We start from the raw sequence: 19779 nt of genomic DNA on the forward strand, positions 1-19779 counted from the left end.
CATGATGGAAATACATACTTTTACCTTCTATTATGGTATAATGAATAGTAATAACTATTTTGGAGATAAAATGAGTATTGACGATTATAGGCCGACCTACATGGTAGAAGCAGTATATGATTTAAGAGCGAATGACTTGCTAAGAGAAGGAATTTCAGCAGTCTTAGTAGATTTAGATAATACCCTTATTGCTTGGGATAATCCTGACGGAACGGCAGAAGTGAGAGCTTGGTTAGATGAAATGACTATCGCAAATATTTCAGTGGTGGTGGTTTCCAATAATAATCATCGGCGTGTGGAAAGAGCAGTTGCTCGCTTTGGGGTGGATTTTATTAGCCGTGCAATGAAACCTTTTTCGCGAGGTATAAAGATGGCGATGGAACGATACGGTTTCAATCCAGATGAAGTGATTATGGTTGGTGACCAGCTAATGACTGATATTCGAGCAAGTCATAGGGCTGGTATCCGTTCGGTGCTTGTAAAGCCCTTGGTAGCATCTGACGCATGGAATACGAAAATAAATCGTTTTCGAGAAAAACGGGTTTTTGCAAAATTGGAAAAGAAATATGGTAAATTAACATACCAAAAAGGGATTTGATGGAAGAATTATTTTGTATAGGTTGTGGAGTTAAGATTCAAACCGAAAATAAAGAGGAGATTGGGTTTACTCCTCAAGCTGCTGTAACAAAGGGGTTGGAAACCGGGGAGCTTTATTGCCAGAGATGTTTCCGCTTACGTCACTATAATGAAATTTCAGATGTGCAAATGTCAGATGATGACTTTCTGAAGTTGTTACATGAAGTTGGAGAGAGTGATGCCCTAGTGGTCAACGTAGTTGATATTTTTGATTTCAATGGTTCAGTTATACCTGGTTTGTCCCGTTTTGTTGCTGGGAATGACGTTCTTTTAGTGGGAAATAAAAAAGATATCTTACCTAAGTCCACAAAAGACAGTAAGGTTAACCAATGGTTGTTGGAGAGAGCACATGAAGAAGGCCTGAGACCAATTGATGTTATGTTAACTAGTGCACAGAACAACTACGCTATAAAAGATTTAATTGCCTCAATTGACAAGCTTCGCAGGGGTCGTGATGTCTATGTTGTTGGAGTAACAAATGTTGGTAAATCAACCTTGATTAACGCTATCATTCAAGAAATCAGTGGTAACAAAAATATCATTACGACATCGCGTTTTCCAGGGACTACGCTTGATAAGATAGAAATTCCATTAGAAGATGGCACCTATATCTTTGATACACCAGGTATCATTCATCGTCATCAGATGGCACATTATCTTTCTGCTAAAAACTTAAAATATATTAGTCCTAAAAAAGAAATCAAACCAAAAACTTATCAATTGAATCCAGGACAAACTTTATTCTTAGCTGGCCTTGGTCGTTTTGATTTTATTTCAGGGCTAAAGCAGGGCTTCACAGCTTATTTTGATAATAATTTGACATTACATAGAACCAAACTTGAAGGAGCAGATGCTTTTTATCATAAACACAGAGGTAGTCTATTAACGCCACCTGATAATGAAAATAGAGATTTTCCAGAATTGATAAGTTATGAATTCTTTATTGATAGCAAAATGGACTTGGTGTTTTCTGGCTTGGGATGGATCTGTATTAATGGGAGTAAGGAAAATCCCGTAAAAATTGCAGGCTGGGCTCCTAAAGGTGTGGCCGTCGTGACGCGTAAAGCCATTATTTAAAAAGTGATGGCATTTACTATTATGACTAATAAAATTGACACAAAATAAAAGGAAATAAGATGTTAACAAGTAAACAAAGAGCTTTTTTGAAAGCAGAAGCACATCACTTAAAACCAATTGTTCAAATTGGTAAGAATGGCTTAAATAATCAGATTAAGACGAGTGTGAGGCATGCCTTAGATGCAAGGGAGTTAATCAAAGTAACTCTTTTACAAAATACGGATGAGAATATCCACGACGTTGCAGAAACTTTAGAAGATGAGATTGGTTGTGAAACGGTTCTAAAAATTGGCCGGATTTTAATTCTTTATAAGGTATCTGCAAAAAAAGAAAATCGAAAACTCTCACCGAAAGTAAAAGACATTTAAGAAACCTAACATAACATATCACCTATTTTGTTTGAATTATTCACAAGGTTAACATTTTGGAGAAATAATGGCTTTAGAACTCGTAACACCTTTTACAAAGGTTGAATTAGAAACTGAAAAAAAAGATATTACTAGAAAACAAGTTGGAATACTTGGTGGTAACTTCAACCCGATTCATAATGCACATCTAGTGGTCGCAGACCAAGTACGTCAACAGCTAGGATTAGATCAGGTTTTACTAATGCCTGAATTTAAACCGCCCCATGTTGATTTGAAAGAGACAATTGATGAAAAGTATCGTTTAGAAATGCTTAAACTAGCTATTAATTCAGCTGAGGGCTTAGCGATTGAACCAATTGAGTTGGAGCGCAAAGGCATTTCATATACTTATGATACGATGGCGCTTCTCAAGGAGAAGAATCCTGAGGTTGATTATTATTTCATAATCGGAGCTGATATGGTTGATTATCTCCCTAAATGGCATCGAATTGATGAATTGGTCCAAATGGTTCAATTTGTTGGGGTACAAAGGCCTAAGTACAAAGCTGGCACTTCTTATCCAGTTATTTGGGTAGATGTCCCTTTAATGGATATTTCGTCCAGTATGATTCGGGATTTTATCAAAAAAGGCCGTCAACCAAATTATTTGATGCCTCAATCAGTATTTAATTACATTCAAAAAGAAGGACTCTATCAATGAGTTATCAAGATTATCTTCCTTATACACGTGAGCAACTTTTGGAAAAAATTGCTGCGCAAATGAGCGAAAAAAGGTTTAAACATGTACTAGGTGTCGAAAAGGCGGCAGTAAAACTAGCTGAAAAGAATCAGTATGATCCTGAAAAAGCAGGGTTAGCTGCGCTGCTACATGATTACGCCAAGGAATGTCCAGATCAAATTTTTAAAGATTTAATTCAGAAATATGATTTAGACCAAGATTTATTACAATGGAACAATAATGTTTGGCATGGTTTGGTTGGTATCTATAAAATTCAAGAAGATTTACAAATATCGGACCCCGATATCTTGAAAGCAATTGCCATTCATACTGTCGGAGCAAAAGACATGTCTTTACTTGACAAAATTCTTTATGTAGCTGATTATATAGAAGAGGGCCGAGATTTTCCACTTGTTACAGAAGCGAGAAAAATTGCTCAAGATAATTTAAATAAGGCAGTGGCCTTTGAAACGGTTAATACAGTAGCCTATTTAGCAAGAAATGCAGTGCCAATCTACCCTCAAACAATTGAGACCTATAATGCTTTTTGCCACTACTTGAAAGAGGATTAAATGAAGGAAGCGTGACTTGTTACTGATGTTCAAGAAGCATCAATTAGTGAGAAATCCTATCAATATAGGAGTTTTTTGGGAAAGCTTGGAATAAATCAGTGATTGGGCAAGATAAACACAAATAGAAGTCGTCTCTGTGCGTCACCAGGATGACTTGCTTATGACCGGAACGGATGTTTGGTAAATTATTCAAAAAGTTCAGCCGGAAAAAGAGGAAAAAATTTTTGATAAAAAATATAACTCTTCTTTAAAGCAACTGACCTTGCTCATTATCTTAACGGTAAGGCTATTGAAGATTTAATTGTAGTTGGAAGACAAACAGAGTATTGTGTTGATGCGACTATAAAAATTGGCTTTGAAAAAAATTCAAAATCAAGATTCCAAATGGGCTTCATACGACCACTGACAATCAACGGATGACTGCTCAAGCAACTATTGCTTTTTACCAAGCTATGTAGGATGGCCGCTATGGTCAGATCCTCCCACTCGAAGAATTAATGAAATAATGAAATAAGGAAAGAAACCATTTATATGAAAAAAGAAGAACTGTTAAACGTCGTTGTCAAAGCAGCTGATGAAAAACGGGCCGAAGATATTTTAGTACTTGATTTAGAAGGTTTAACCAGTCTAACTGATTATTTTGTTATCACAAGCGCAACGAACAGTCGTCAATTAGAAGCTATCGCGGAAAATATTCGTGAAAAAGTTAAAGAAGTTGGTGGTGATGCCAGTCACATTGAAGGCGACAGTACAACGGGGTGGGTTCTTTTAGACCTTAACGATGTCGTTGTACACATCTTCTCTGAAGAGCAACGTTACCACTATAATTTAGAGAAATTATGGCATGATGCACCTCTTGTGGATGTATCACGTCAATTGCTTTAAGATAAAAAACAAACAGTCTGTTGTGGACTGTTTTTTAAAAATTGAGGTTAGATTTATCATGACAACTTATGAAACGTTTGCATCCGTTTATGATGCCATAATGGACGATTCTTTATACGATCTCTGGACGGACTTTTCGCTCCGCCATTTACCCAAAGACAATAAGAAAAAGAAGTTGTTAGAACTTGCATGTGGTACGGGGATTCAGTCCTTACGCTTTGCGGATGCTGGCTTTGAGGTGACAGGCCTTGATTTGAGTCAAGAGATGCTTAATATTGCTCAAAAAAGAGCTCAGGGAGCTAAAAAGGACATTAGTTTCTTGCAAGGCAATATGCTAGATTTGTCCAAGGCTGGCAAATACGATTTTGTCACTTGCTACTCGGATTCTATTTGTTATATGCAGGATGAAGTCGAAGTTGGTGATGTTTTTAAGGAAGTTTATGATTGCTTAAATCCTGATGGCGTTTTTATTTTCGATGTTCATTCAACATACCAAACAGATGAGGTCTTTCCTGGCTACTCCTACCATGAAAATGCGGACGATTTTGCCATGGTCTGGGATAGCTATGAAGACGAGGCACCGCATTCAGTGGTTCACGAATTGACCTTTTTTTTAAAAGAATCAGACGGGTCTTTTTCACGACATGATGAAGTTCATGAGGAAAGAACTTATGATATTTTAACCTACGATATCCTCTTAGAACAAGCAGGCTTCAAGTCTTTCAAAGTTTATGCTGACTTTGAGGATCAGAAACCAAATGAAAAAAGTCAGCGTTGGTTCTTCGTGGCACAGAAATAAAAATGTGAATGAGGGGGTTCGATGAAGATTGCTTTATTAATTTATCCAGAATTTTCCTTGTATGAAATGACACCTTTAACTGCAAAATTGACACTTCAATACCAGCAAAAAGTTGATATTATTGCTAGCAAAAAAATATTGTATCAAAGTGAAGATGGTTTCCAAGTTATGCCTCATTATGCATTAGAGGAGATAGACTTAGCAAGATATGAACTAATTCTACTTACTGGAACGCTGGATCCTTTTGTTGCTGTAAATGATCTCAATTTAATCAAGGCTTTATCAAAAGTCAGTCTAGAAAATACTCTTGTTGCATCAATTTCATCATCGCCAATCCTACTTGCAAAGGCAGGATTATTAAATAATCATCTGTATACTGGTGGTATTTATCGCAATTACTTTAATAGTTTTTCCTGGTTAAAGGCAAGTAACTATGTACCAAGACTTTGTATGATTGATAGGAATCTGATAACTGCCATTGGTAGTTCTAAGGCTGTTCCATTATTTACTGATTCAGTGTTAGCTAAATGTCATTTTATTAGTGATTTTCCTGAGCTATCAAATGAAGAAGTTTTATTTACATTAGATCAAAAGGATTATGAGTCAATGATAGAAGAAGTATTGAACTTATATCCAAATATTCGTTAACTAAGGAGCTTCTATGGCTATTACTGGCATTATCGCTGAATTTAATCCTTTTCATTATGGACATAAGTACCTGCTTGAGCAGGCAGAAGGCCTGAAAATCGTAGCCATGTCTGGTAATTTTGTCCAACGAGGGGAACCGGCAATTGTGGATAAATGGACTAGAGCCCAAATGGCGCTAGAAAATGGAGCTGACATCGTGGTTGAGTTGCCTTTTCAAGTGGCTGTTCAGTCGGCAGATTATTTTGCTCAGGGGGCCGTTGATATCCTTGCTAAAATGGGCATTGATACTTTAGCTTTTGGTACTGAAGAGGATTTAGATTATGAAAAAATTGCAAAGCTTTATGAGGAAAAAGCTGAGCAGATGACAGTCTTTATGGAAACGCTAGACGATTCGCTTTCTTATCCTCAGAAGACCCAGCAAATGTGGGAGACTTTTACCGGGATTGATTTTTCGGGAAATACACCAAACCATATTTTGGCTTTGGCCTACGCAAAGGCTAGCGCGGGCAAGAATTTGCGACTGCAGCCCATCAGAAGGCAGGGCGCCGCCTACCATTCCCAAGAGAAAAATCAGCTCATGGCCTCCGCAACAGCCATCCGCAAACACATTTCAGACCGAGCATTTTTAGAGCAGGCAACTCCTAGCGCGGAGTTGATTCTAACCGCACCGCACTTGTCTTGGAACAATTTTTACCCTCTTTTAAGGTACCAGATTCTTACGCACCCTGATTTAAGGCAGATTCCGCAGGTTAACCAGGAAATGGCTAGTCGTATCAGCTCGGCTATTGCGAGCGCAGCGAGCTTGGAGGAATTAGTGGAGCAGGTGGCTACAAAGCGCTACACAAAAGCACGGGTCCGTCGCTTATTAACTTATATCTTGGTCAATGCTCAGGAAGCTTCGTTGCCGGAAGCTATCCATCTCTTAGCTTTTACCGAAAAAGGCCAAGCCCATTTAAAAAGATTAAAAAAATCAGTTAGTTTAATCAGTAAAATCGGTGCCGATCCTTGGGATAGCCCAACACAGCAGGCTGATTTAGTCTATCAACTGGGCCATCCGGACCTGCCAGAACAAACTTTCGGGCGAAGCCCCATTAGAATTTCAAAAGATTAACTTGGTTAGGCCAAGTTTTTTTCTTTTTGGCTTAACCCTATCCATAGGTAATGGTTTATACTATAGGTAAGCTAGCTTATTTAAAGGCTGGAAATAAGAATGAAGACTCTTAAAGAAGTCATGGTCTTACAATCAGGACCCTGCATCACTATAATAAAATCGATCTCCTAAAACCTGCTGTGATTAGGGAAAATGGGTACCGTTATGATGATGATAATTTACAAAGACTATAAGAGATGTTACTTTTTAGAGATTTTCTTAAGGCTATTGATAGAATCATTAATCATCAGTCTTATAACAGTTGGGAAGTCCCTAAAGGAATACTACATTACCGGAATAGTAAGAAACAAATCTAAAAAAGGATTGGTCTTTACTAAACAATTGGCAAAAGGAGAAGTAGCAATGACATTTGAAAGATTTGAGCAGACCGGCAACTTCCTTGGTAGACTATTTGAAAAAAGCTTAGTCTAGACATTCTAAAAATGATTAAGGAAGTCATTGGAGAAAAAAGGGAATGAATTTTTAGCCTTGGGCCAGTTAATTTCCATTTTACCAAATCACCTCAAAGTGCTATAATAATAGAGTTAACGAGACAGCTCGGCTATTTTAAAAAGAGCTTTGAAAAATAATACTTACCACGAGGAGAAACTAATGGGACGTAAATGGGCCAATATTGTTGCCAAAAAAACTGCTAAAGATGGTGCTACTTCAAAAGTTTATGCTAAGTTTGGGGTAGAAATCTACGTTGCTGCTAAACAAGGGGATCCCGATCCAGAATCAAACTCAGCGCTTAAATTCGTTATCGACCGCGCTAAACAAGCACAAGTGCCAAAACATGTTATTGATAAAGCCATCGATAAAGCTAAAGGTAACACTGATGAGACTTTCGTTGAAGGTCGTTATGAAGGTTTTGGGCCAAATGGTTCAATGATTATCGTTGATACTTTGACCTCAAATGTTAATCGGACTGCTGCAAATGTTCGTACTGCCTATGGCAAAAATGGTGGGAACATGGGTGCCTCAGGTTCGGTTTCTTATATGTTTGATAAAAAAGGCGTTATCGTTTTTGCTGGAGATGATGCTGATGCGATCTTTGAGCTACTGTTAGAAGCAGACGTTGAAGTTGACGATGTTGAAGCAGAGGACGGTACCGTCACGGTCTATACAGCTCCAACTGATTTGCATAAAGGCATCCAAGCCCTCCGTGATTCAGGTATCTCAGAATTCCAAGTGACTGAATTAGAGATGATTCCACAAAGTGAAGTTACTCTTGAAGGTGAAGACCTTGAGAAATTTGAAAAATTAGTGGATGCTTTAGAAGCTGACGACGATGTTCAAAAAGTATACCATAACGTTGCTGACTTCTAAGTTATACCATAATCAAAAGAGCCTTTGAGCTCTTTTTTCGATACTCTTTTTTTATCATAGTGATAAAGAATAAATATTGGTAGGAAAAGGGCAAAGGTGATAGAATATGAAATAATACTAAAGGAGTAAACGAATGATTAAAGGTAAAAAAGTTGCTTTTTTAAGCATAACAGCACTTGTTGCACTAGTTTTAGTGGCTTGTGGTCATAATAAAACGACAGGGACCAATGGTAAAGAAACGATTACTTTTGCAACTGTTGGAACAACAGCTCCCTTTTCTTATGAAAAATCAGGCCATTTAACAGGTTATGATGTAGAGGTTGCTAAAGCAATTTTTAAAGGTTCTGATAAATATCAGGTTAATTTTAAGAAAACAGAGTGGTCTTCTATTTTTACAGGATTAGATTCAAGTAAATACCAAATGGCTGGAAATAACATTAGTTATACAAAGGAAAGAGCTTCAAAATATCTCTTTTCTTACCCAACTGGAACAACACCATCTGTTTTAGTCGTTCCAAAAGACAGTGATATTAAATCTTATGCAGATATTAAAAACCATTCAACGCAAGTTGTTCAAGGGACAACGACTGCAGCCCAATTGGAAGATTTCAATAAAAAGAACAGTTCGGCTCAAGTTAAGTTGAAATATACTAACGAAAATATCACTCAAATGTTATCAAATTTAAGTGAGGGTAAAGCTGATTTTAAAATTTTTGACGCCCCAACGGTTAATGCGATTATAAAAAATCAAGGTCTTGATAATCTAAAAACGATTCCTTTAGAAAGCAAAGAACAACCTTACATTTACTTTATTTTTAGTCAAGATCAAAAGGATTTACAAAGTTTTGTAAACAGACGACTTAAAGCATTAGAAAAAGATGGTACTTTGACGAAGTTGGCTAAGGCTCACCTGGGCGGTGACTACGCACCTAAAGTTAAACAACTTAATCTTCCCAAATAATAAAGTAACTTTAAAGTAGTTTCTCATACAAGCTAAGCAATTACTGTTTCTCAGTAGTTGCTTTTTGTGTCTATAAAGCTCTGTTTTGAGGCTATCCTTTGATAATAGCTATCTATAAAATACTATTTTCAGTGAAGATCAAGCAGGTATAGTTTTAGACTATGGATATAGTTAAAATATATCAATTTGCAAACTATATCTCAATTGTTTAGAATAACTATATTACTAATTTGAAATGGGGAATAATTCATGTCACATCAAAAAATAATCTCTTTTGTAGGAATTCTATTAACGTCAATACTATTAGTTGCATGTGGAAATGCTAAGACAGATAAAAATACTATTACTGTAGGAGTTATGACTAAAACAAGTTCGGACGATGCTAGGTGGAAGGAAATCGAAGATTTACTTAAAAAAGATGGGATTAAATTAAAATATAAAGAGTTTACAGATTATTCACAGCCTAATAAGGCTGTGGCTAATGGTGAAGTTGATATCAATGCTTTTCAACACTACAATTTTTTAACTAATTGGAATAAGGAAAACAAAGAAAATTTAGTAGCCATTGCTGAGACTTATATCAGTCCTATTCATCTCTTCTCAGGAACAAGTCCAAATGGAAAGGCAAAATACAAATCGGTTAATGAACTTCCAAACAGAGGACAAATTGTAGTGCCAAATGATGCGACAAATGAGAGTCGTGCCCTCTATGTTTTACAAGCAGCAGGTTTAATCAAGCTAGATGTTTCTGGTGATCAATTGGCAACAATTGCTAATATTACTGAAAATAAAAAGGACTTAGATATCAAGGAACTGGATGCAAGTCAGACTGCGCGAGCTCTTTCATCAGCTGATGCAGCAATTGTCAACAATAGTTACGCAGTACCAGCAAAAATTGATTTTAAAACGTCTTTATATAAAGAGAAAATTGATAAAAATTCTAAACAATGGATTAATATCTTAGCAGGTAAAAAAGATTGGAAATCATCAAATAAAGCAGCGGCGATTAAAAAGTTAGTTAAAGCATATCATACTGACGAGTTGAAGAAGGTTGTCGACAAAACATCCAAGGGAGTTGATGTTCCTGTTTGGTAATGGTTATAAGATGAGGCTGGGACGATTATCCTTAGCCTCTATCCTATTTTTAAAATAAAATAAAGTGTACAATAAGCTATGTTAGAAGGTTGGGTGACAAATGCATAATAAAGATATTACAAGTTTTGATAAAGACTTATGGCATGATACAACTATTCAAACCCATCTTGAGGAACTAAGACAGCTAATAGCTATTAAATCCATCTATGCTCAAAATATTGGCTTAAGGGATGCGGCTACCTATTTAGGAAAAATTTTTGAAAAGGCAGGAGCTCATGTTACTATTGATCAAAGCTATAAAGCTCCCTTTGTTATTGCTGAATTTAAAAGTCCCTTTCCTGAAGCAAAAACGCTTATTTTTTATAATCATTATGATACTGTGCCAGCAGATAGTGATCAAAAGTGGACGGCTGATCCCTTTACATTGGATATTAGAGATGATATGATGTATGGACGCGGTGTTGATGATGATAAGGGGCATATTTTAGCCCGGCTGACAGCTGTCAGTAGATATTTAAGAGAGCATTCAGCATTACCACTGAATATAACTTTCATTATTGAAGGTGCAGAAGAATCGGCGTCTGTTGATTTGGAAAACTATTTAGCAAAGCACAAAGATAAGTTAGCAGATGCTGATCTCTTAATCTGGGAACAAGGAATTCGGAACCAGTCTAATCAGTTAGAATTAACTGGAGGTAATAAAGGCATTTTGACCTTCGATATGTCGGTTACTAGTGCAGTAAGGGATATCCACTCGAAGTTTGGTGGAGTTGTTGATTCTGCCACTTGGTATTTGCTTGAGGCTATTTCGAGCTTGCGCGACAAGGAGGGCACCCTTTTAGTAGATGGTATTTCTGAACATATTCTTCCTGTGACTCAAAGAGAACTTGATTTAGTTGTTCACTATTCAACAGAAAATGGAGACACGTTGCAGAAACTTTACGGCTTGAGTTTACCTCTTTTGCAATCTGAACAAGAAGCATTTTTGATGCGCTATTATTTTCAACCTTCTGTCACTATTCAAGGGATTTCTTCTGGTTATTTAGGTAGGGGTGTAAAGACGATTATTCCAGCTTATGCTAGTGCTAAGATGGAAGTTCGTTTGGTTCCAGGTTTAGATCCACACTATGTTTTTGAAATGATTAAGAAACAGTTGCAAAGGCTAGGATTTCCAAATGTTGATTTAACCTATACGCTTGGAGAAAAGAGTTATCGAAGTGACTTGACTAATCCAGAGATCCTTAGATTAATCAGAACAGTTGAAAGTAATTATCCTCATGGTGTCTGTCTACTTCCAACATCGGCAGGAACAGGCCCTATGCATACCGTTTTTGAAGTTTTAGGAGCTCCTATGATTTCTTTGGGGCTCGGGAATGCTAATAGTTCTGATCATTCAGGTGATGAAAATGTTCTAATTTCAGATTATTTACGCCATATTATATTAATTGAGGAGTTTGTTAAAAGTTATGAATAAAGCAGTGGTAGAGCTGGAGCATATTGCTATTACTTTCCAACAGGGTAAGAAGCAAATTGAGGCTGTCAGGGATGTATCGGTGACTATTAATGAGGGAGATATTTACGGAATTGTTGGTTACTCCGGTGCAGGGAAGTCAACTCTAGTTCGTGTTATTAATTTGTTACAAATTCCTTCAGCTGGTCAGATTCATATTGATGGAGATTTAACCTATAAAGACGGCCGAGTTATCTTATCTAGTAAGAATTTGCGAGAAAAGCGTCGTGAAATAGGAATGATTTTTCAGCATTTTAATTTGATGGCTCAAAAAACCGCTAAAGAAAATGTAGCTTTTGCTTTACGTCATTCTGGCTTGAGTAAAAGAGAAGTTGAAAAAAAAGTTATTCATTTGTTGGAGATGGTAGGGCTGAGTGACCGTGCTGATAATTACCCTTCGCAATTATCTGGTGGACAAAAACAGCGGGTAGCTATTGCCCGTGCATTAGCAAATGATCCCAAAATTTTGATATCTGATGAGGCTACTTCGGCATTAGACCCTAAAACGACTAAACAAATACTGGCCCTCTTACAAGATCTAAATAAAAGATTGGGTCTCACTATTGTGATGATTACTCATGAGATGCAAATTGTTAAAGATATCTGTAATCGCGTTGCAGTCATGCAGAATGGTTCTTTGATTGAAGAGGGCTCGGTTTTAGATATTTTTTCAAATCCTAAACATGCCTTAACACAAGAATTTATCCGGACAGCCACTGGGATTGATGAAGCTTTAGGAAAAATCAACCAACAAGAAATTGTTAAAGAATTACCCAAGGGGGCATTGTTGGCACAACTTAAATACGCTGGAACGTCAACTGATGAACCAATATTGAACCAAATTTACAGAGATTATGAAGTAACTGCTAATATCTTATATGGTAATATCGAAATTTTAGATCAGACTCCTGTTGGCGAAATGATTTTAGTTTTAGAGGGCGATGCTAAAAATCTTGCATTAGCAGAAGATGCCTTAGCTAAAGCTGGTGTCGACGTAACGATATTAAAGAGAGGAAACTAGATGTCAAGTATCATTCAAACTTATTTACCAAATGTTTATCAACTAGGCTGGTCTGGTGATGCTGGTTGGGGATTAGCCATTTGGAATACCATTTACATGACTATCGTCCCCTTCATTGTTGGAGGGAGTATTGGGCTCTTTTTAGGACTCCTTTTGGTTTTAATGGGACCTGATGGTGTGATTGAAAATAAGGTGGTTTCCTGGATATTAGATAAAGTCACATCTATCTTCCGAGCGATTCCTTTTATTATATTAATTGCAATCTTAGCAAGCTTCACTTATTTGGTGATGGGGACGATTCTTGGTGCCAACGCAGCACTTGTTCCTTTAACTTTTGCGACATTTCCATTTTTTGCTCGTCAAGTTCAAGTTGTCTTTTCAGAACTTGATAAGGGTGTTATTGAAGCAGCACAGGCTTCCGGAGCGACTTTTTGGGATATTGTCCGCGTTTATCTTAGTGAGGGATTGCCGGACTTGATTCGTGTTTCGACGGTTACCTTAATTTCACTGGTGGGTGAGACAGCAATGGCGGGAGCTATTGGTGCTGGTGGTCTGGGAAATGTTGCTATTTCTTATGGTTATAATAGATTCAATAATGATGTGACTTGGGTAGCGACTTTACTGATACTATTTCTTATTTTTAGTATCCAATTTATCGGTGATCGTCTGACGAGATATTTTAGTCATAAGTAAAAGAGTCTGGGACAAAAGTCTAAGCTCAAATATGAAAAGCGAACAAGACAGTATTCTGAGTATCAGAAAATGAGTTTTGTTCGCTTTTTGGGTTTCATTTATCAATTGGAAAAATTAATGGCAGGGAATCTCAAAAATTAATATCTTTTTGTCCCAGACTCTTTTATTTCTAAAAAATACTTATTTTAAGTAGCCAAGGTAATCAAATTTTTCGAAAGTGTGATTATTGGCAATCGCAACGAGGATAGTATTTGGTTCAAGTGGAGCGGTAGGATTAACATTTGGATCTAGGGAACTTTCTTTTTCGTGTCTCGTACCAATAATGTTCAATTCGTACTTTTGTCTAACGTCTAACTCCGTTAAAGTTTTTCCCACCCATGATTCAGGAATAGCAAAATTAATCATTGAAATGCCGTGTTCAAGATAGATGATGCTTTCAATATGACATTTTAGAATATTTGAAGCTACTCTTTTACCAGAGTCTCGCTCAGGAGTAATGACATTAGTTGCACCGATTCCATAGAGGACCTCTTCATGGATTTTATTTTTGGCTTTAGCAATAATAGCAGGAACTTGAAGTTTTTTACAATGCATAATAGCTAGAACTGACGCTTCAAGGTTATTTCCTGTTGCAATCACGACAGTATCACATTGATCAATGCCAACTGCCAATAAAAAATCGTTATCGGTCATGTCACCAACAGCGGCTTTTGTGACGAGATTACCAATTTCGTTAACATTAGCCTCACTTTTATCAATAGCAATCACGTCTTGGTCAAACTGGCTCAGCTGTCTAGCAACTGTTCTCCCAAAAATACCTAAGCCTAATACACCTACAGTTTTACGTTTCATCTTATTCTCCTATCTTATCCCACTAAAATATCTGTTGTTGCATATCGAATTGTTTTTTCTTTTCTTTGAATTAAGCTCAGTAAGAAGGTAATTGGCCCCACACGTCCAATAAACATTAGGAACATAATGATTACCCTACCTGGTGTAGATAATTTTGGAGTAGTATCCATTGTTACACCAACAGTGTCAATTGCTGAAACTGCTTCAAAAAGTAGGGCAACGGGGTCTAAAGTAGGTTCTACGCTGAGTAAAAGAGTATAGCCAATGATAAATACTGACATAAAGAAGATTAAAACCGACATGGTTTGTTTAACCGTTCGACTGGTGATAATCCGATTTTGAAATGTTACTTGGGATTGCCCAGCAAGCTCTGCTTTTAAAAGTAAAATGGTAATGGCTACAGTTGTTACTTTAATACCTCCAGCTGTACCTCCAGGAGCCCCTCCGATAACCATTTGAATCATATAAAGGAAATTTGTTGGTGCCAGCGTGTCTAAGTAGGATAAAGTAGCAAAGCCAGCAGTTCGCATAGTGACGGTTTGGAAAAAACTAACCATCATTTGCTCTATGAAGGTGTAATTGGCAATTGTTTTAGGATTATCTTTTTCTAAAAACCAGGTTAATAAGGTTCCTAAGACTAAGATAAGGCCAGTGGTTTGGAGCACTAGTCTCGTTTGATTGGATAGCTTTCGGTAAAAGAGACCGTGACATTTTGGCTTTTCGACGAAATAGCGTTTCAGGTTCTCCATGACATCATGCCAAACAGCAAAACCAATTCCTCCAAAGATGATTAAGGCAGAGACAACGACATTAATGGTTGGATTGAGCACAAAATCTTTTAAGCTGGAGCTACCAAAATTATCAAAACCAGCATTGCAGAAAGCAGAAACGGCTAAAAACAAACTATTGAATAATCCATTTTTCCAACCGAAACGAGGAACGAACTCTATTGCGATAATGGCACATGCGAGGATTTCGATGATAAAGGTCATCTTATAAGCAAAGAAAAGAAAATCTTTTAAGTTTTTACTGTCTTTTCGATTTAAGGCAGACTGTAGTAGGGTATGGCCAGATAAGTCCATTTTACGCTTTAAAGCAAAGGTACTAAAAGCAATAAAACTTACTAGTCCAAGCCCTCCAATTTGCATGAGACAAATAACGATAGTCTGACCTAGGGTGTTATAAGCTTCAGAAACAGGTATGACTGACAAGCCTGTTACACAGACCATAGATACAACATTGAATAGGTGATCTAAAAATGTAGCTTGATGAGCACTTGGGGAGTGTGTCAAGGGTGAAGACAGCAGGGTACTGCCGATTAAAATAACAGACGCAAAACTTAGGGTCAATTTTTGTGTAACCGTCCAAGTTCTGATAGGTGGTAGTCTCATAAGTCCTCCTTAAAGTATCCCTTCCATCTTATCAAAAATTAATCAAAAAAGCCAAACCTTAAAAATAATTTAGCTTTATTCTTTTTAAAGTGGCTTTTTATTTGGTATTCCAGCTTTACGTGGGTATTTATTAGGTGTTTCTTTTTTCTTTTCAACAATAGTCATGTATCGCTCGTCACCATTTGGTAATTGATAATGGTGGTTGCTAACTACTTGTGAAAAGAGAAGGTGAAGTGCTTTGCGGGCTTGCTCTAACTCTTGATCAGCGGCTTGTGCTTTGAGGGCGATGAGTCGGCCTCCAACTTTTAGAAAAGGAATTGTTAATTCTGACAGAATTTGCATTCTGGCGACAGCGCGTGCTGTAACTAAGTCATATTTAGAGCGGAAGCCTTTATCTTGACCAAAATCTTCTGCTCTGCCATGATAAAAAGTCACTCCATCTAGGTCTAGTTCCTGGGTTAAGTGAGCTAAGAAGGTGATCCGCTTGTTCAATGAATCAATAATGGTTACTTGCAGTTGTGGGAAAATAATTTTCATTGGAAGGCTTGGAAATCCTGCTCCTGCACCGATATCTAGAAGTTGAATGGGCTGGTTAGGAATATAGCCTTGCAAAATAGGAGCAATAGAATCGTAGAAATGCTTTAGATAGACATCATTTTTTTCGGTAATTGCTGTTAAATTAATCTTTTGGTTCCACTCAATTAGGACTTTGAAGTAAGTATCAAACTGATCTTTTTGTTTTTGCTTTAGCTCATATCCAGACGTTGCTAAAGCTTGGTAAAATTCTTCTGGGGTCATTGTTTTCCTTCAATTTTGATTTTTTTCTATTCTAACATAATTATAGTGATAAACAAATGCCTGAGAAAAAAGTCTTTATAAGATTGATAGTTGCTATTCAGCTGAAAATTGCTATAATTAAGTCAATAGATAAAAAGGAGAAAATAATATGACACTCGTAATCATTTTAGTCCTCATAGCACTTTTAGCTATCTGGTTAATGTCTAGCTACAATAGCCTTGTTAAAAGCAGGATGCATACTAAGGAAGCTTGGAGCCAAATTGATGTTCAGTTAAAAAGAAGGAACGATTTAATTCCTAACTTGATTGAAACAGTGAAAGGCTACGCTGCTTATGAAGAAAAAACCTTCCAGAAAATCACAGAACTTCGTTCACAAGTTGCCCATGCTTCAACGCCAGCAGCAACTATGGAAGCTTCAAATGAACTCACAAAACAAGTAGCAAGCTTGATAGCAGTAGCAGAAAACTATCCAGATTTAAAGGCTAATACTAATTTCTTGAAGTTGCAAGATGAATTGACTAATACTGAAAATAAAATTTCTTATTCACGCCAATTGTTTAACACAACCACATCTAATTACAACATGAAGTTAGAGACATTTCCAAGTAATATCGTAGCAAAAATGTTTGGTTTCAAACCAAGTGAATTTTTACAAACACCTGAAGAAGAAAAAGCCGTTCCAAAAGTGGAATTTAATTTCTAAGGTATCTAAAATCTGTTTTTAGAAGGGGAGAAGATGCTCTATCAACAAATTTCGCATAATAAGCGACGTACAGTCATCCTCATTATCGCCTTTTTCTTCCTATTAACAGTAATAGGAGCTGCGGCAGGCTATTTATTGACTAGATCATATCAGTTAGGCATAGCTATTGCGCTAATTGTTGGTTCTATTTATGCTTTCAGTATGATTTTTCAATCAACAGCCGTAGTTATGAGTATGAATAATGCAAGAGAAATTACGGTTGATGAGGCTCCTGACTTTTTCCATATTGTTGAGGATATGGCAATGGTTGCCCAGATACCGATGCCAAAAGTTTACATTATTGATGATCCTTCCTTAAACGCTTTTGCTACAGGATCAAGTCCGCAAAATGCAGCTGTAGCTGCAACAAGTGGCTTATTACAAGTTATGAATCGCGAAGAATTAGAGGGAGTTATTGGTCATGAAATTAGTCATATCCGTAATTACGATATTCGAATTTCAACTATTGCAGTTGCTTTAGCGAGTGCAATTACGCTCATCTCTAGTATTGGCAGTCATATGATGTGGTATGGAGGTGGTAGTAGAAGTCGTGATGACGACCGTGATGATAGTGCTTTAGGGATATTTCTGTTACTATTTTCCTTTTTGTCACTGCTATTGGCACCTATAGTAGCTTCGCTTGTTCAATTAGCTATTTCTAGACAAAGAGAATACTTAGCTGATGCAAGTTCAGTTGAATTAACACGTAATCCTGAAGGTATGATTAAAGCTTTGCAAAAACTCCAGAATTCTCAGCCATTATCTAGTCCTATAGATAGTGCGAGTGCGGCCCTCTACATTAATGAACCACGCAAGAAAGAAGATGTTTCGAAGCTATTTAGTACACATCCTCCTATCGAAGATCGAATTGAGCGATTGCGTCACATGTGAGAGTTTAAGGAAACCTTAAGCTCTTCTTTTTATACTAAGATAGCATTAAGTTTTCTGTTTATATTATTATAAATAGGTGTAGATAAAAAATATCCCTGTCCTCTAAAGGGGTAAAAAAGGACTTTTTTACAGAAATACATTGACAAAATGTTAAAATAATAGTAAAAATAAATGAGAGTATTATTAGGAGACCCAATGTTAAGCATTTCAGAAATCAAGAAAAAGAAAGAGCCCATTTCATTTGATCATTATTTAGAGATAAAAAAAAGTCTCTTGGAACGTGATCCATCAATTATTGACATCAAGGATGTTCATGTTATTGGTACAGTAAGTTATGATGATGGTCTTTACCATTTAAACTATCAATTAAGTTATTCATTAACATTACCTTCTAGTCGTTCCATGGAACCAGTTGAAAGACTAGAAAACCAATCTATACAGGAATTTTTCGTAGAAGAAGGAGCTGTTAAAGATATGGGAGATAAGATTGATGAAAACCTAGTATTGATTTTAGAAGACGATCGTATTGATTTGGAAGTGAGTGCTATTGATAATATATTATTAGCAATTCCACTACAAATTTTAACAGACAAAGAATTAGAGTCAGATGAAATGCCCTCAGGCAATGATTGGGAAGTCCTGACAGAAGATCAGTTTCGTACCTTACAAGCTGAAAAGAAAAAAGGAAATAATCCTTTTGCAGGTTTAGATAGCTTGTTTGATGAATAAAACTGACTATTTAAGGAAATTGTAATTTTTTGTTGCTAAATAAAGCTGACTTTGATATACTCTATACAGTATCTGATTAGTCAAAAAGAGGGTTTCTTGTAACTCTTTAAAATTCTGAAATACTTTGTGGAATCTAGTAGATTACGAAACTCTCAATTAAAAAAGGAAAACCGACTATTAAAGCTTGTTTATAAGATAGAAGGGAAAAGGAAAAACATATGACAAAGAAAATTCTAATTGTCGAAGATGAAAAAAATCTCGCACGGTTTGTTTCACTTGAACTTCAACATGAAGGGTACGAGGTGACAGTAGAAGTAAACGGGCGTGAAGGCCTAGAAACAGCATTAGAAAAAGATTTTGATTTAATTTTACTAGATTTAATGCTCCCTGAAATGGACGGTTTTGAAGTCACTCGTCGTCTTCAAACTGAGAAAACTACCTATATCATGATGATGACTGCACGTGATTCTATTATGGACGTTGTAGCAGGTCTTGATCGTGGTGCAGATGATTATATTGTCAAACCATTTGCTATTGAAGAGTTATTAGCGCGTATTCGGGCGATTTTCCGTCGTCAAGACATTGAAACTGAAAAGAAAGCGCCTAATCAAGGTGTTTATCGCGACCTTGTTTTGAACCCTCAAAACAGATCTGTGAACCGTGGTGATGATGAAATTTCATTAACAAAGCGTGAGTATGATCTCTTGAATATCCTTATGACAAATATGAATCGTGTAATGACCCGCGAAGAGTTGCTTTCTAATGTTTGGAAATACGATGAAGCCGTTGAAACAAATGTTGTTGATGTCTACATTCGTTATCTTCGTGGCAAAATTGACATGCCTGGTCGTGAATCCTATATTCAGACTGTTCGTGGCATGGGTTATGTTATCCGTGAAAAATAGTTATAGCTT

24 protein-coding genes and 1 pseudogene are annotated in these 19779 nt (G+C 36.7%); 22 read left to right on the forward strand and 3 right to left on the reverse strand.

Annotated elements, in window-relative coordinates:
• The first annotated feature begins 70 nt into the window (after positions 1–70).
• From STRPS_RS06865 to STRPS_RS06940, 18 genes and pseudogenes are all read left to right on the forward strand, one after another.
• A complete protein-coding gene (locus tag STRPS_RS06865; protein WP_007894902.1) occupies positions 71–598 on the forward strand; it encodes a YqeG family HAD IIIA-type phosphatase in 528 nt (175 codons plus the stop codon).
• The gene (gene yqeH, locus STRPS_RS06870) at positions 598–1713 is read left to right on the forward strand and encodes a ribosome biogenesis GTPase YqeH (protein WP_007894924.1); all 1116 of its coding nucleotides are present in this window, start codon (positions 598–600) and stop codon (positions 1711–1713) included. The genes STRPS_RS06865 and yqeH overlap by 1 nt, the downstream gene beginning before the upstream one ends.
• A 59-nt stretch (positions 1714–1772) precedes the next feature.
• Positions 1773–2081 carry a ribosome assembly RNA-binding protein YhbY gene (gene yhbY / locus STRPS_RS06875; RefSeq protein WP_007894857.1) on the forward strand — a complete coding sequence of 103 codons (309 nt, stop codon included), beginning with the start codon at positions 1773–1775 and terminating at the stop codon, positions 2079–2081.
• Between the two features lie 67 nt (positions 2082–2148).
• Complete coding sequence (locus STRPS_RS06880; RefSeq protein WP_007894856.1) at positions 2149–2781, forward strand: nicotinate-nucleotide adenylyltransferase; 633 nt, start codon at positions 2149–2151, stop codon at positions 2779–2781.
• Positions 2778–3371 (forward strand): bis(5'-nucleosyl)-tetraphosphatase (symmetrical) YqeK, encoded by a 594-nt coding sequence (yqeK, locus tag STRPS_RS06885; protein WP_007894937.1) that lies wholly within the window; start codon positions 2778–2780, stop codon positions 3369–3371. The genes STRPS_RS06880 and yqeK overlap by 4 nt, the downstream gene beginning before the upstream one ends.
• A gap of 258 nt (positions 3372–3629) precedes the next feature.
• Positions 3630–3791, forward strand: a pseudogene (locus STRPS_RS10945) (hypothetical protein); the annotation flags it as partial.
• Between the two features lie 111 nt (positions 3792–3902).
• Positions 3903–4256, forward strand: coding sequence for a ribosome silencing factor (gene rsfS / locus STRPS_RS06890; protein WP_007894851.1), 354 nt, complete (start codon positions 3903–3905; stop codon positions 4254–4256).
• Positions 4257–4314: 58 nt separating this feature from the next.
• Positions 4315–5055 carry a class I SAM-dependent DNA methyltransferase gene (locus STRPS_RS06895; protein WP_007894880.1) on the forward strand — a complete coding sequence of 247 codons (741 nt, stop codon included), beginning with the start codon at positions 4315–4317 and terminating at the stop codon, positions 5053–5055.
• 21 nt (positions 5056–5076) lie between these two features.
• Positions 5077–5703, forward strand: coding sequence for a DJ-1/PfpI family protein (locus STRPS_RS06900; RefSeq protein ID WP_007894910.1), 627 nt, complete (start codon positions 5077–5079; stop codon positions 5701–5703).
• A 13-nt stretch (positions 5704–5716) separates the two neighbouring features.
• Positions 5717–6814, forward strand: coding sequence for a nucleotidyltransferase (locus STRPS_RS06905; RefSeq protein WP_007894946.1), 1098 nt, complete (start codon positions 5717–5719; stop codon positions 6812–6814).
• A gap of 158 nt (positions 6815–6972) precedes the next feature.
• A complete protein-coding gene (locus tag STRPS_RS10950) occupies positions 6973–7047 on the forward strand; it encodes a MerR family transcriptional regulator (protein WP_408646535.1) in 75 nt (24 codons plus the stop codon).
• A complete protein-coding gene (locus STRPS_RS06910) occupies positions 7019–7285 on the forward strand; it encodes a hypothetical protein (RefSeq protein WP_126476001.1) in 267 nt (88 codons plus the stop codon). Before STRPS_RS10950 ends, STRPS_RS06910 begins: the two co-directional genes overlap by 29 nt.
• Positions 7286–7465: 180 nt before the next feature.
• Positions 7466–8182 (forward strand): YebC/PmpR family DNA-binding transcriptional regulator, encoded by a 717-nt coding sequence (locus STRPS_RS06915; protein WP_007894864.1) that lies wholly within the window; start codon positions 7466–7468, stop codon positions 8180–8182.
• Positions 8183–8315: 133 nt separating this feature from the next.
• Positions 8316–9143, forward strand: coding sequence for an amino acid ABC transporter substrate-binding protein (locus tag STRPS_RS06920; protein WP_007894909.1), 828 nt, complete (start codon positions 8316–8318; stop codon positions 9141–9143).
• Between the two features lie 249 nt (positions 9144–9392).
• Positions 9393–10238, forward strand: coding sequence for a MetQ/NlpA family ABC transporter substrate-binding protein (locus tag STRPS_RS06925; RefSeq protein ID WP_007894914.1), 846 nt, complete (start codon positions 9393–9395; stop codon positions 10236–10238).
• A 100-nt stretch (positions 10239–10338) separates the two neighbouring features.
• Entirely contained in the window at positions 10339–11712 is a 1374-nt protein-coding gene (locus tag STRPS_RS06930) for a M20/M25/M40 family metallo-hydrolase (RefSeq protein WP_007894901.1), read from the forward strand.
• Positions 11705–12769: a methionine ABC transporter ATP-binding protein gene (locus tag STRPS_RS06935; RefSeq protein ID WP_007894860.1), complete on the forward strand. Its 1065-nt coding sequence runs from the start codon at positions 11705–11707 to the stop codon at positions 12767–12769. Before STRPS_RS06930 ends, STRPS_RS06935 begins: the two co-directional genes overlap by 8 nt.
• Positions 12770–13462 (forward strand): methionine ABC transporter permease, encoded by a 693-nt coding sequence (locus tag STRPS_RS06940; RefSeq protein WP_007894870.1) that lies wholly within the window; start codon positions 12770–12772, stop codon positions 13460–13462.
• 180 nt (positions 13463–13642) lie between these two features.
• Here the strand turns inward: STRPS_RS06940 and ktrA are convergent, their stop codons facing one another.
• The 3 genes from ktrA to rsmG all read right to left on the reverse strand — a co-directional run bounded on the left by ktrA (position 13643) and on the right by rsmG (position 16503).
• A complete protein-coding gene (gene ktrA, locus STRPS_RS06945) occupies positions 13643–14314 on the reverse strand; it encodes a potassium uptake transporter gating subunit KtrA (protein WP_007894882.1) in 672 nt (223 codons plus the stop codon).
• A gap of 14 nt (positions 14315–14328) precedes the next feature.
• Positions 14329–15705, reverse strand: coding sequence for a potassium uptake transporter channel subunit KtrB (gene ktrB, locus STRPS_RS06950; protein WP_007894878.1), 1377 nt, complete (start codon positions 15703–15705; stop codon positions 14329–14331).
• Positions 15706–15789: 84 nt separating this feature from the next.
• Entirely contained in the window at positions 15790–16503 is a 714-nt protein-coding gene (gene rsmG / locus STRPS_RS06955; RefSeq protein WP_007894900.1) for a 16S rRNA (guanine(527)-N(7))-methyltransferase RsmG, read from the reverse strand.
• A gap of 148 nt (positions 16504–16651) precedes the next feature.
• Between rsmG and STRPS_RS06960 the strand changes: the two genes are divergently transcribed.
• From STRPS_RS06960 to covR, 4 genes are all read left to right on the forward strand, one after another.
• Entirely contained in the window at positions 16652–17206 is a 555-nt protein-coding gene (locus STRPS_RS06960) for a LemA family protein (protein WP_007894897.1), read from the forward strand.
• A 33-nt stretch (positions 17207–17239) separates the two neighbouring features.
• Positions 17240–18136, forward strand: a complete 897-nt coding sequence (gene htpX, locus STRPS_RS06965; protein ID WP_007894957.1) for a zinc metalloprotease HtpX — start codon at positions 17240–17242, stop codon at positions 18134–18136.
• 195 nt (positions 18137–18331) lie between these two features.
• On the forward strand, positions 18332–18865 hold the full coding sequence (locus tag STRPS_RS06970) for a YceD family protein (protein ID WP_007894876.1): 534 nt from the start codon (positions 18332–18334) through the stop codon (positions 18863–18865).
• A gap of 218 nt (positions 18866–19083) precedes the next feature.
• On the forward strand, positions 19084–19770 hold the full coding sequence (covR, locus tag STRPS_RS06975) for a two-component system response regulator CovR/CsrR (RefSeq protein WP_003082738.1): 687 nt from the start codon (positions 19084–19086) through the stop codon (positions 19768–19770).
• The last annotated feature ends 9 nt before the right edge of the window (positions 19771–19779 follow it).

The organism is Streptococcus pseudoporcinus LQ 940-04 (genome assembly GCF_000188035.1).
GTDB classification, from domain to species: domain Bacteria; phylum Bacillota; class Bacilli; order Lactobacillales; family Streptococcaceae; genus Streptococcus; species Streptococcus pseudoporcinus.